Genomic DNA, 11642 nt, shown 5'->3' on the forward strand with positions numbered 1-11642 from the left:
GGGTTTGCTGCGTTCACCCAAGACGCAGCAAGCTCAGCGAATTGGCTTTATGCGCCGGCATCACCTGCCGGCGCATCCATGTTTGCGACAAGGCGAATCAAAAAACTCGCGCCGCCCGCCGGTCGTTTTTCCCCAAGTCTGACCATGAAGCCACTTCGCCATGTCCACTCCTGCCCCTGCGCCTGATTCACAGCACCACCCCCTTCACGCGGAGCCCGGGGTCTTGCCACCCGACGACGCCCTGCGCCGGATCCTTCACGACGAAATTCACGCCCGCCCCTCTGCGCGCATACGCCTGCCGGCCTTGGTGATCACCGTCGCCCTGCTCAATGAGGGTGTGAGCCGCGAGCAGGAATGCGAACACCTGCGCCTTCTGCCCGGCCAGGCAGGTTTGCAGCTGGCCGAGATGCAAGGCAATTTCTTGCGCCTGCGTGGCGAGGGCCACACCGTCAAATGGGAGCGGCACGGCGAATTCACACGTTATGCCATCGTCCAAGCGCTGCCCGAACACGCCGAGCTGAGCACGACCGAGCCCGAGCTGCTCAGCGGCATGGCCGTGGCACCAGACTGGCTGCGCAGCCTACCCGGCCGCACCGTGGCCGCCGTCGAACTGGTCATGTTGGAGCACGACATCAAACCACCCGAGGCCGCGCTCGCGCTGGCCCAGCAATGGTTTGGTGGCCGCACGGTGCTGGGTTCGATGATGGGCAATTCGGAAGAAACGCCGGGCCTGGGTCACTCCATGGTGGTGAGCAACTTCCGCCTGCGGCCCAGCGGCTTCGAGCGCATCTTGGTCATGGCCCCCAAGGGCACCAGCCCGACCCGTGCCGGCCGGATTTCGCAGCGGCTGCTGGAGTTGGAGATCTATCGTCTGATGGCCTTGCGCGGCCTGCCGGTGGCCAAGGATCTGGCGCCCGTGCTGGCGCAGGCCGAGGCCAAGCTGGCCGAGGTGACGCTGAAGTTGGAAGCCAGGCTTGCCTCTGAGAGCGACTTGCTGGACAAGCTCATCCATGTGGCGGCACGGGTCGAACGGGCGACTGCCGAGCATGCCTATCGTTTCGCGGCTACCGAGGCCTATGCCAATCTGGTGCGCCAGCGCATCAAGGAGCTGCGCGAGAAGCCGATTCCCGGCACCCAGACCTTGGGCGAGTTCATGCAGCGGCGGCTGTCACCGGCCATCGCGACCGTGGCCGCCACCAGCCAGCGCTTGGCTTCGCTCTCACAGCGGATTGAGCGGGTCAGCGCCCTGCTGCGCACCCGGGTGGACATTGCGACCGAACATCAAAACCAGCAATTGCTGGCCAAGCTGACACGCGGCCAGGACCTGCAACTGAGCTTGCAGACCACGGTGGAGGGCCTGTCGATCGCGGCGATTTCCTACTATGTGGTCAGCCTCTTGCTTTACGTCGCCAAGGCGATGAAGTCGGCAGGGCTGCCGATCAATCCCGAGATCAGCGCCGGCCTCTTGATGCCCCTCGTCTTGTGGATGGTGTGGCGCACCAGCCGGCGCATACACGCCAAGCTACACCAAGGCAGCTGAAGCAGCTGAATGGCGCCGCCAAAGCCAAGCCATCAAACGGCCTGCCGATGTGAAGTCGGTCGGCGGCGCCGCACCCAGGTGGGCCAAGCTGCGCGATAGCGTCGCCCAGCATCGGCTCGGGCGTAGCCATCGACGGATGCGGGCGGGGTACCCTGGGCTGCGGTTTGCGTGATGGACAACAAAGCCTGTTGCAGTTGACTCAAGGCAGCGCGCGTGGCCTGCAACTGCGCTTTTTGACGCTGCAAGACCGGCACGGCTTGATCGGGAAAAGCGGCAATATCGGTCTCAAAGCGGCGCAGCCATCGTTCCACCAGCGCCAGCAAAAACTGCAGTTCTTGCTGCGCTGCGGGCTGTCCTCGCTGTTGACCGAGCAGACAGAGATCCATGAGGACGACGACCGGCACACCATCCAAGGCCTCGCTCAGCTCCACCCGAGCATCCGCCCACCATGCCCCCAATGGCTGAGCCAAGGGCGTGGATGCCGAGGGGCACGCTTGCGAGGTGGTATCCATAGGACTCTCCTTGATGGTCGCAACCCCTGCCGCGACAGATTGGCCCCGGGGCGCTGAAGTGTAGAAGCCCGGTCCCGTTTTGTGTTCAATTCACATCAAACTTCTTGTGGAAAAGCCAGGGCCAAGGCTCTACACACTTGATCAATGACACCGGCTTCAGGCCCCAAGCCGCTGCTTGACCCAAGGCATGCTCAGGGGCGCCATTCAGGCTTTGCAAGCACCGCCCCAGCCGAGGGTTCACATGCTATTGATTGACAGCGGAGCCAGCCGATCGCTAGTATCGGCCCAGGGCTTTCAGGGCTCCCGCGTTTGGTGCGCGTGGTTTCAGATGCTCGGTTTCCTTTACCTCAGGGGAGAACCATATGCCTTCGATGCAGCAAGAGCGCGGGCCAGCGAAGATCGCTGCTGCCGGCTCGCCAAGAGTTGCCCCCAGCTTGGCCAAGGGCCTGCAGGAAGATCTGACCAAGGCCTTGTCCCTGGCTCTGCGTCAGCTCGAACAACTGGGGCGCCCGGGCTCTAAGCGCGGTCGGCTGGCGCAACGCCGGGCACAGGAATTCGTCGAGTCGGCCCTAGAAACCTCACAAATGCTGCTGGCCGATATGCAGCAAGCCGCCGCGCCGACAGCTCAGGAGTCACTCCCACAAAAAAGCGAGCAGCCGCGTCACGAGCTTCTGGTGACACTTCAACGGCAATTGACAGCCAGTAGCAATCCAAAGATCCAAGCCTTGCCGCTGGTCTACCAAGGTCAGTTGCCGGAACTGCCGCGCATCGTGGCAAGGACACTGAGCGAGGTCACGCTCCATCTGTTGGGAAGCGGCGCGCATGCCCTGTCCAGCCTGCGCATCCAGGCCTTGCCGCATGGTCTGAGTGTGCAACTGCTGTGCCAGCCGATGGAAGCGCAGCTGACGGCCGATCTTCGGCGTCGCCTAGAAGCCGACCTCGCAGGTGGGGCTGCCACCCGACTGGCCCTGGTGGGAGCGGGCATTGGCAATCGCGAATCCGCGGCTGCCGAGGTCTTGATCAGCATTGTCTGGCCGGCCCTGAGCGACGACTCCCAGTAAGCCCTCGTGTGGCTTCGGATTCCAGTTCGAGAGCTGCGACTAGGTTTTTGTACGCAGGTCGTGAATGAAGCCGAGCGCGTCTGAATCAACACCTTGCTGCTGCAGCAGCTTTTCAAGCGCCGGCAAGAGCGGCCCCAAGCGTTCGTCGACTGCGGCTCTGACGCTATCCACCAGCACCTGCGTCTGCCGCTCGATTTCGATATTCAATTCGGCGCCTGACTCTTTCTCGCCAAAGGTGGTCATGCGCAGCGTCTCGGGAATCAGCCAAACCTCAAACCAACCCGCGCCATCGGGATCGCGCCCGGCCTCGGCCACCGTCAGGCTCGCACCATTGATGGCGATATAGCCTTTGGCAAAGATGTAGCGCATCCAAGGTGCCGGCACGCCGATGCGCAGCACATGGTTGTTCTCCGGGCGACGAATGGACAGCAGCCGCGCCTTGAAATCCACATGACCCGAGAGCGGGTGACCGCCAATCTCGGCGCCGTCTCGAGCCGCGCGCTCCACATTGATGCGGGACCCCTGCTGCAGGTTGGACAGCGTGGTCAGATTCAGACTTTGCTGCATCACATCAAAGGAGGCCTGGCAGGTGCCGAGCAGCTGGGTCACGGTCAGGCACACGCCGTCGCTGGCAACGCTGGCACCGATCTCCAGTCCCTCGCAAAAGCCCTCAGGAAAGCTCAGCACAAAGCTGCGCAGACCGGGGCGCTCTTGAATGGCGGCCACTTGGGCCACGGCTTGAACAATGCCAGTGAACATGATGATGAAAAGCGAAGCCCCAGGAAGCACGACAGCACGCCATGACAGCGGCCCGACCCGTCAGCTTAGCAGCAGCGCAAAAAGCCGCATGTCGAGGGGCAATCAAGCAGGCCGGGTCAGGGTCGCCTCGCCTCAAACGCCTCGACCGAAAAACCGACGCTGAAACTGCCGTCCGGCCATTGCACCAAGGGACGCTTGATCACACTGGGCTGGACTTGAGCCAAGGCTGCAGCGCTCTCGGCATCAACGACGGCGGCCTTGCTCGCCTCGTCCAGCTTGCGCCAGGTGGTGCCCGAACGATTCAAGACCTTGTCCCACCCCAAGGCCGCCATCCACAGCGGCAATTGATCGGCCGGGACACCCGCCTTCTTGAAGTCGTGGAACTCAAACGCCAAGCCCTGCTCCTGGAGCCAGCTGCGGGCGCGTTTGACCGTATCGCAATTGGGAATACCGTAGACCGTGATTTTCATGGGCAGCACGCTACCATACCGGCGATGATTCAATGGCTAGACGATCCCAGGCAAGACTTTCCGCCCAGCCACATGGCTTTGGGGCCAGACTCCGATGCGCCGGGGCTTTTGGCCGCCGGCGGTGAGTTGCTGCCCGAGCGGCTGCTGGCCGCCTATTCCCGCGGCATCTTCCCTTGGTACGGGCCGCAACAACCTGCGCTGTGGTGGTCGCCCGACCCCCGCATGGTGCTGCAGACCGCCAACTTCAAGCTGTCGCGCTCCCTGCGAAAGACCATCCAGCAGTTCATTCGCAGCCCAGGCTGCGAGATCCGGGTGGACAGTGCCTTGCCTGAAGTCTTGAGCGCTTGCGCCGGGGCGCCGCGCGAAGGTCAGTCCGGCACCTGGATCCTGCCCGAAATGCAGGCAGCCTATCTGCACTGGAATGCGCAGCAGGCTTGTGTACACAGCATCGAAACCTGGGTGGACGGTGAATTGGCGGGCGGGCTTTACGGCATCAATCTGGGTCGCATGTTCTTCGGCGAGTCCATGTTCATGCGGCGCACCGATGCCTCCAAAATCGCCTTGACCGCCCTGGTCTGCCTGTGCCGACATCACGGCATTGATTGGATCGACTGCCAGCAGAACACCCGCCACCTGGCGTCGATGGGAGCGGCGGAAGTCTCCAGAGAAGCCTTTGAAGCCCTTCTGCAACAGCGTCTGCGGCAGCCGGCGCCCAGCAATTGGGCCTTTTTTCCAGCCCTTTGGGCCACTCTGCCTGACTTGAACACTTTGAAGAGCGGCCGCCCCCCATCATCAAGCACTGGTTTGCAAGAGCTGAGTTGACCGTGACCTACCCGAAGGAACTCCCGCTGACGCAGTTGCAGTTTTATGCAACGGCGGCCTACCCCTGCAGCTACTTGCCCGAGCGTCAGGCGCGCTCCCAAGTGGCCACGCCCAGTCATCTGATCCATGCCGATGCCTACTCGGGTTTGGTGGCGGCAGGCTTTCGGCGCAGCGGCCTGTTCACCTATCGACCTTTTTGTGAGGCCTGCAAAGCCTGTGTCCCGATGCGGATCCCGGTCAGCGAGTTTCAAGCCTCTCGCAGCCAACGCCGCGCGTGGCGCCAGCACCAGAACCTGCAAGCCAAGGTCATGCGCCTGGGCTACAGCCAGGAGCATTACGAGCTTTACTTGCGCTACCAGACTGGCCGCCACAGCGGCGGCGGCATGGATCACGACAGCGTGGATCAGTACACCCAGTTCCTGCTGCAAAGCCGGGTCAACACGCGCTTGGTGGAGTTCAGAGAACCGCAGGCCGATGGCCAACTGGTCTTGAAGATGGTGTCCATCTTGGACATCCTCAGTGACGGGCTTTCCGCCGTCTACACCTTTTACGAGCCCGATGCAGCAGCGAGTTATGGCACCTACAACGTGCTATGGCAGATCCAGCAAACCCGTGACCTTCAGCTCAGGCATCTCTACCTGGGCTACTGGATCGCTCAAAGCCCGAAGATGGCCTACAAGACCGGCTTTCGCCCGTATCAATTGCTCCGAGAAGGCGAGTGGCGGGCGGCGACAGAAGACCCTCAGGGCACCGCAAGGCTCAAGCCTGGAGCGGATGCAGAGACTTGAGCGGCAACAGGTCCTGAATCGCCTGTGGCCGGCCAAAGTAATAGCCTTGAAACGCTTGGCACCCCATTTTCGCCAAGACCTCCAACTGACCGACGTTTTCCACCCCCTCGGCAATCACTTTCAGCCCCAAACTCTGGCCAAGTGCCAGAACGGTGCGCGCAATCACCACATCGTTGGGGTCGGTCAGCAGATCGCGCACAAAGGACTGATCGATCTTGAGTTGATCCAGTGGCAAACGCTTCAGGATGGACAGCGACGAGTAGCCGGTGCCGAAATCATCCAAAGAAAAGCCAACGCCCATGGTCTTGATCGCGCGCATCTTGCTGATGACTTCTTCCACATCGGACACCAGCATGCTCTCGGTCAATTCCAGCTTCAGCTGAAACGGATTGGCGCCCGAACGCCGAAGCGCCGCTGCCACCGTATCAACGAAATCAGGCTGAGCCAATTGAATCGCACTGACGTTGACCGCCAAGGCCCAAGAGGGCCTGCTTGGCTCATCGGCCCAGCGGCGCAGTTGATCACAAGCAGCTTCAAGCACCCACTGCCCCAACGGCAGAATCAAGCCCGTTTCTTCAGCCAGGGGTATGAAGAACAAAGGCGACATCAAGCCATGCACAGGATGCCGCCAACGAATCAGGGCCTCGGCGCCATCGGGGGCCCCATGGGCGTTGACCTGAATCTGGTAGTGCAGGACAAATTCCTGTTCCGCCAAGCCGCGCTGCATATCGCGCGCCAAGGTCTGGCGTTCGGCCGCGGCAGCCTGCAAGACCGGGTCATAGAAGCAGGCCCGGTTGCGCCCCCCTGATTTGGCTTGGTACATCGCCACATCGGCCTTCTTCAGAAGCTCCTGCCATCCTTCGGCATCGCCTTTGAAGACAACGATACCAATGCTGGGTGTGCAGTCATGGGGCTGAGTGCCGATCTCATAGGGCTGCGCCAGGGCCTGCAGCAAACGATCAGCGATCTGTTCCACCTCTTTGGCGGCCTCGACATGATGAGTGCTGAGCGCCTGCAAAAGAACCACGAACTCATCTCCCCCTAAGCGCGCAATGCTTTCGCTTTCCCTCACATGGGTACGCAGTCGCTCGGCCACCTGTTGCAACAACTGATCACCGGCCTCATGACCGACGCTGTCGTTGATCAGCTTGAAGTGATCCAGATCCAAGAGCATCAAGGCGCCGTGCTCGCCACTGCGCTCCGAGGCCAGCAGCGACTGGTTGAGCCGGTCCAAGAACAAGCGCCGATTCGGCAGTCCGGTCAAGGCGTCGAAGAAGGCCAAGCGGTGCATTTCCTCCGTCAGCTGGCGTTGGAAGGAAACATCACGCACCAAGCCCACATAGGTGCTGGCCCCCTCATTGAGCAACTCAGAAACCGAAAGCAACATCGGAAAAAGACGCCCGTCCTTGCGAAGCCCCTCCAACTCCCGCTGCCGACCGACCATGCGAACCTCGCCGCTTTGCGCATACTGGCTCAGATACTGGTCGGGATGACTGCGATGCGGCTCGGGCATCAAGAGGGAGACGTTGCGACCCAGCACCTCTTCGGGTGCATAGCCAAAGATATCGCTCGCCGCCTGGTTAAAGGAAATGATCAGTCCCTGCGTATCGATGCCGATCACCCCGTCTTCCATATGATCCAAGATGGCCTGGGTGTGCTGGGCCGACTCCTTCAACAAGCCCTGGCTGGTCATGAGCGCTTGCTCGGCTCTTTTTTGCTCGCTGATGTCATTGACCTGCGTCACCAGATGCAAGACCCGGCCGGTCTCATCCTTGACCACGGCGACAGACAACAAGCCCCACAGCAGATGGCCTTTTCGGTGGTGATAACGTTTGGTGATCACATAGGAGTCGATCTCGCCGCGCAGCACCCGACGCATCTCAAGCAAATCAAGATCCAGATCCTCAGGCAGGCTGAGCTGCTTGAAGTCCGTCTGCATCATCTCCGCCTCGGAATAGCCAAACATCTGGCATAGCTTGGCATTCACCCGCAACCATGCACCTTGCGGCGTCACCAGGGCCATGCCCACAGCCGCGCAGTCAAACGCCCCCTTGAAGCGAGCCTCGCTTTGCGCCAATGCCTCCTCGGCCAGCCAGCGCTCACTGATCTCCTCGTGACTGACGACCGCCCCCCCCTCCTGCGCCTGGATAGGAAAGGCCCGCATGCGGAACCAGCGGCGCTGCGTCGGCGAATGGCAGGGGTACTCCAGTGCGAACTCGGAACGCTGCCCCTTCAAGACTTCATCAATGCCGCACAAGGCCCGCAAGGCTTCGTCGCCGCCCGACAGACCTTGGGCGCCATGGCAGACATCCAGGTAATTCAGACCCATCGAGTTGATCGCAAGTTCGCCTGCACCGTTGCTGCGCGCAAACTCCCGCCAGGCACGGTTCACCGCCACGATCACACCTTGAGCATCCAAGACCGCGATCTGCTCGGTCAAAGCATCCATCACTGCGCCGTTGAGCAACTGGGCCTGACGCAGGCGCTCTTCGGCCGCCTTGCGTTCTGTGATGTCCTGCACCGTGCCCAGCAGACTCAGCGGTTCGCCATCGGCATCTCGCTCCAGCGCGCCAAAGGCCTGCAACCAGCGGCAGACGCCGGGCGAAGGGTGAACTCGAAACTCGATGCCGCCGGGTGAACGACCCGCTATGCAGGCACCAAACCACGCCAACACGGCCTCACGGTCCTCCACATCAAACAACTGCTGGAACTCCGGCCCAAATGCCGGCGGCAAGGGTGCACCCTGCGCAAGCCCGTAAAGCTGATAGGTCTCCTGGCTCCAGATACGGTCACCTGTCTTGATATCGATCCGCCAACTGCCGATATGCGCGACCGCCTGGGTGTCGTTGAACAAGCGCTGTTGCTCACGCATGGGGCTGATATCGCGGCCGATGCAAGTCAGGCGCTGCACCTCACCGAGCGCCCCGCGCACAGCACAGACATGCCACTGCACCCAAAAAAAATGACCCAGGCGACCTCTTTGCCTGTTCTCCAAGGTCTGCACCGAGTTCGCGCCGGACTCCAACCAAACCCGCAGGGTGTGCAGGGTTGCCTCTCGGTCATCCTCATGAATGAAGCTCAGTGCCGACTGGCCAACGCAGTCTTCAGCGTTCAGACCCAACAAAGCTTCGGCTGCGCTGTTGACAAAGGTGAAATGGCCGCGCTCATCGATGCTAACGATCAAGTCCGGCGTATTCAAAAGCAAGTTCTGGTAACTTGCCTGACTCTCACGCAGGGCTGATGTCGCCTGCGCATGGGCATCCAGAAGAGCTTGCAACTGCTGGGCCACAGCGTCCATTTCATCGGGCAGAGTGCCAGCCATCGGCGCGGCCGCTGCATCCCCCACCGCTGCCGTCAGTTGCTCCCGCATGACCCGCAGCGGTGTGCTGAGGCGGCGCCCCAGGTAGACGGCAAGTGCGAACGTCAAGCCCGCAGCAGCCAAGGCCAGCAACCCGAGTCGAAGCCGCCGTTGGCGATGCTCGGCGAACAGTTCCGCCTCGGACATGCTCACCCAGACGCGCCACTCGGTTCCGGCCACCGGACGGCTGTAGTTCAACCAAGCCTCTCCGTCCGAACCCGGTGCGAGAAAGAATCCAGCTGCTGACGGGCCAAAGGTCCGAACCTTACCTGGCCCAGCCTGCCCCGCGGGAGCGGTAGCTGATGAGGGCCCCTGTTGCCCTGGGCTCTGAGGGGCGGCGAAATCCGAAGGCTCAACACGCGTGCCGACCTGCCGCGCCAGATTCTCAGAACTCAACAAGACCTGACCCTTTTGGTCGATCACCTTGACAGATACCTGCGGCGCCAGCCCTGTCATCACTTCTTGATTCCAGCGCATCAAGTCAAGCGCTGCACGCAAAAGTCCGACCCTGTGGCCGGCTTCATTCACCACGGGTACGGACCACACCGTCATCCAGCGGCCGTCCTGCGGAGCCTGCAGCGCCGGGCTTGCGATGAAGGCCTCTTGGGCAAGGGCTTCCTTAAAGCCGCTCGCCCAAGCCGCAGACAGGAGTTCTGATTCGCGCGACAAGAAAGAGCAGACAAGGCGCGACTCTCTGTCGAACAAAGCCAGGCCGATGAGTTCACCACTGAAGTCACCACTGAAGCCCGCAGGGTTCGTCATCAAGGCGGCGCAGCCTGTCGAGTTCAGGGCCCGCACCTGCGGCCGCGAGGCGATATGGCTCAACTGCGTCTGTGCCCGCTGCAGTTGGCCCTCCACGGCTCTTGCGAGGGGCTCGGCCAACAGTTGCAGGCGTCCGTGGGCCTCCGTCTCAGTGCGCCGCCAGTCCGCATACAGGCTCGCCGTCAGCAACAAAGCCATCGGCACGAAGGCGAGCACGGCCAGCAGCACAATCCGCTGCCGAACAGAACGGCGATGAAACGTAAGCTCTTGCATCACGAGCCCAAGCCAGACCAATGGTCTTGACTCTAACTTGGGAAGCAAGTTTCAGCAAAGAACGCGGCGAACCCGCGTGGTCCGCGGAGTCAGGTCTTGCCTGCTGAGCTTGCCCGGGCTGACTCGCCTCAGTGCAAGTCAAGCCGGGCCGCGACCTCCTCGGCCAATGCCAGGCAACTGGTCAGGCCGGGTGACTCGATACCCAAAAGATTCACCAAGCCCGCAAGACCATGTTGGGCCGGCCCATCGATACGAAAGTCTGGCGCGGGCTGGTTCGGCCCGTGAATCTTCGGCCGTATACCGCTGTAGGCCGGCTGCAAAGCCCCGTCGGGCAGCCCGGGCCAATAGCGCCGCACATCGGAATAAAAAGCCTCTGCGCGCTCGGGCTCGACCTGATAGTCGAAGGCCTCAGCCTGCGCATGGGCGGATTCAATCCAACGCGCGTCTGGCCCAAAACGAGCCTGACCGGCCAAGTCCAGCGTCAAATGAACACCCAACCAAGCATCTTGGGGCAAGGGATAAATCAGCCGATCAAAGGGTGAGCGACCGGCCAACGCAAAGTAGCAACCCTTGCTGAAGAAGGCCTCGGGTCGGTGGGCCGGGCCAAGGCCCTCGATCTGCCGGGTCAGTTGCGCGGCGCTGAGCCCCGCCGCATTGATGACCCGCCGCGCCCGCAAGGTCATCTCGACACCGTCCGAATACACCGTCACGACCCAAGCCCCCTGCTCCTGCCGCAGGCTTTGTACGCTGGAGCACAGGGCCAAGCTCCCACCTGCCGCTTCCAACCCTCCTTGCAATGAGAGCATCAAGGCATGGCTGTCCACGATGCCGGTGGACGGGGACAGCAAGGCGGCCTGACACCGCAAGGCCGGCTCCAGCGCCTGCGCCTCGTCGGCACTCAGCCAGCGCAGATCGTCCACGCCATTGACCAAGGACCTAGCGGCCAAGGCTTGCAAGCCCGGCAATTGAGAGGTTTCGGTGGCCACCACCAGCTTGCCGCAGCGCCGATAAGGGACTTGGTGGGCTTCGCAGTAGTCATACAGCCGGGCACGACCTTCGACGCACAGCCTCGCCTTCAGGGAGCCGGCGGGGTAGTAGAGCCCCGCATGAATCACTTCACTGCTGCGCGAACTGACGCCGCGGCCAATGCCCGACTCCTTCTCCAGCACCACAGTCTCCAAGCCAAGCCGCGCCAAAGCGCGCCCCACCGCAAGGCCCACCACCCCTGCGCCGATCACAACAGCATCCACAGTTTCCATGCCCCTATTGTGCGAGGCAAACAACAAAGCCCCGTCAG

Annotated in this window: 9 protein-coding genes; 4 read left to right on the plus strand and 5 right to left on the minus strand. The window is 62.0% G+C overall.

Features of this window, described 5'->3' with window-relative positions:
• Positions 1-160: 160 nt before the first annotated feature.
• Positions 161-1540 (plus strand): DUF3422 family protein, encoded by a 1380-nt coding sequence (locus ACOVRJ_RS01935; protein WP_422042224.1) that lies wholly within the window; start codon positions 161-163, stop codon positions 1538-1540.
• Between the two features lie 32 nt (positions 1541-1572).
• On the opposite strand, the gene ACOVRJ_RS01940 is transcribed toward ACOVRJ_RS01935, so the two are convergent.
• Positions 1573-2052, minus strand: coding sequence for a hypothetical protein (locus ACOVRJ_RS01940; protein WP_422042225.1), 480 nt, complete (start codon positions 2050-2052; stop codon positions 1573-1575).
• Between the two features lie 362 nt (positions 2053-2414).
• Between ACOVRJ_RS01940 and ACOVRJ_RS01945 the strand changes: the two genes are divergently transcribed.
• A complete protein-coding gene (locus ACOVRJ_RS01945; protein WP_422042226.1) occupies positions 2415-3113 on the plus strand; it encodes a hypothetical protein in 699 nt (232 codons plus the stop codon).
• Positions 3114-3152: 39 nt separating this feature from the next.
• Here ACOVRJ_RS01945 and ACOVRJ_RS01950 read toward each other — a convergent pair whose 3' ends face one another.
• Together ACOVRJ_RS01950 and ACOVRJ_RS01955 are read right to left on the minus strand one after the other, a co-directional pair.
• Complete coding sequence (locus tag ACOVRJ_RS01950) at positions 3153-3872, minus strand: riboflavin synthase subunit alpha (RefSeq protein ID WP_422042227.1); 720 nt, start codon at positions 3870-3872, stop codon at positions 3153-3155.
• 116 nt (positions 3873-3988) lie between these two features.
• Entirely contained in the window at positions 3989-4342 is a 354-nt protein-coding gene (locus ACOVRJ_RS01955) for an ArsC family reductase (RefSeq protein WP_422042228.1), read from the minus strand.
• A 24-nt stretch (positions 4343-4366) separates the two neighbouring features.
• Between ACOVRJ_RS01955 and aat the strand changes: the two genes are divergently transcribed.
• Complete coding sequence (aat, locus tag ACOVRJ_RS01960) at positions 4367-5164, plus strand: leucyl/phenylalanyl-tRNA--protein transferase (protein ID WP_422042229.1); 798 nt, start codon at positions 4367-4369, stop codon at positions 5162-5164.
• Positions 5165-5166: 2 nt separating this feature from the next.
• Complete coding sequence (locus ACOVRJ_RS01965; RefSeq protein WP_422042230.1) at positions 5167-5952, plus strand: arginyltransferase; 786 nt, start codon at positions 5167-5169, stop codon at positions 5950-5952.
• Here ACOVRJ_RS01965 and ACOVRJ_RS01970 read toward each other — a convergent pair.
• Both ACOVRJ_RS01970 and ACOVRJ_RS01975 read right to left on the minus strand, forming a co-directional pair.
• The gene (locus ACOVRJ_RS01970) at positions 5924-10345 is read right to left on the minus strand and encodes a bifunctional diguanylate cyclase/phosphodiesterase (RefSeq protein ID WP_422042231.1); all 4422 of its coding nucleotides are present in this window, start codon (positions 10343-10345) and stop codon (positions 5924-5926) included. The two genes, ACOVRJ_RS01965 and ACOVRJ_RS01970, sit on opposite strands and share 29 nt — an antisense overlap.
• Positions 10346-10473: 128 nt before the next feature.
• On the minus strand, positions 10474-11604 hold the full coding sequence (locus ACOVRJ_RS01975) for an NAD(P)/FAD-dependent oxidoreductase (protein ID WP_422042232.1): 1131 nt from the start codon (positions 11602-11604) through the stop codon (positions 10474-10476).
• Between the last annotated feature and the right edge of the window lie 38 nt (positions 11605-11642).

Origin of the sequence: Roseateles sp. (genome assembly GCF_049240545.1) — a bacterium.
Classification (GTDB): Bacteria; Pseudomonadota; Gammaproteobacteria; order Burkholderiales; family Burkholderiaceae_C; genus Paucibacter_A.

What these genes read in the sequence shown, in the direction of transcription:
- ACOVRJ_RS01955 (WP_422042228.1), bottom strand. Translation starts at nt 4,342, where the DNA reads ATGAAAATCACGGTCTACGGTATTCCCAATTGCGATACGGTCAAACGC.
- ACOVRJ_RS01935 (WP_422042224.1), top strand. Translation starts at nt 161, where the DNA reads ATGTCCACTCCTGCCCCTGCGCCTGATTCACAGCACCACCCCCTTCAC.
- aat (WP_422042229.1), top strand. Translation starts at nt 4,367, where the DNA reads ATGATTCAATGGCTAGACGATCCCAGGCAAGACTTTCCGCCCAGCCAC.
- ACOVRJ_RS01945 (WP_422042226.1), top strand. Translation starts at nt 2,415, where the DNA reads ATGCCTTCGATGCAGCAAGAGCGCGGGCCAGCGAAGATCGCTGCTGCC.
- ACOVRJ_RS01950 (WP_422042227.1), bottom strand. Translation starts at nt 3,872, where the DNA reads ATGTTCACTGGCATTGTTCAAGCCGTGGCCCAAGTGGCCGCCATTCAA.
- ACOVRJ_RS01975 (WP_422042232.1), bottom strand. Translation starts at nt 11,604, where the DNA reads ATGGAAACTGTGGATGCTGTTGTGATCGGCGCAGGGGTGGTGGGCCTT.
- ACOVRJ_RS01970 (WP_422042231.1), bottom strand. Translation starts at nt 10,345, where the DNA reads ATGCAAGAGCTTACGTTTCATCGCCGTTCTGTTCGGCAGCGGATTGTG.
- ACOVRJ_RS01940 (WP_422042225.1), bottom strand. Translation starts at nt 2,052, where the DNA reads ATGGATACCACCTCGCAAGCGTGCCCCTCGGCATCCACGCCCTTGGCT.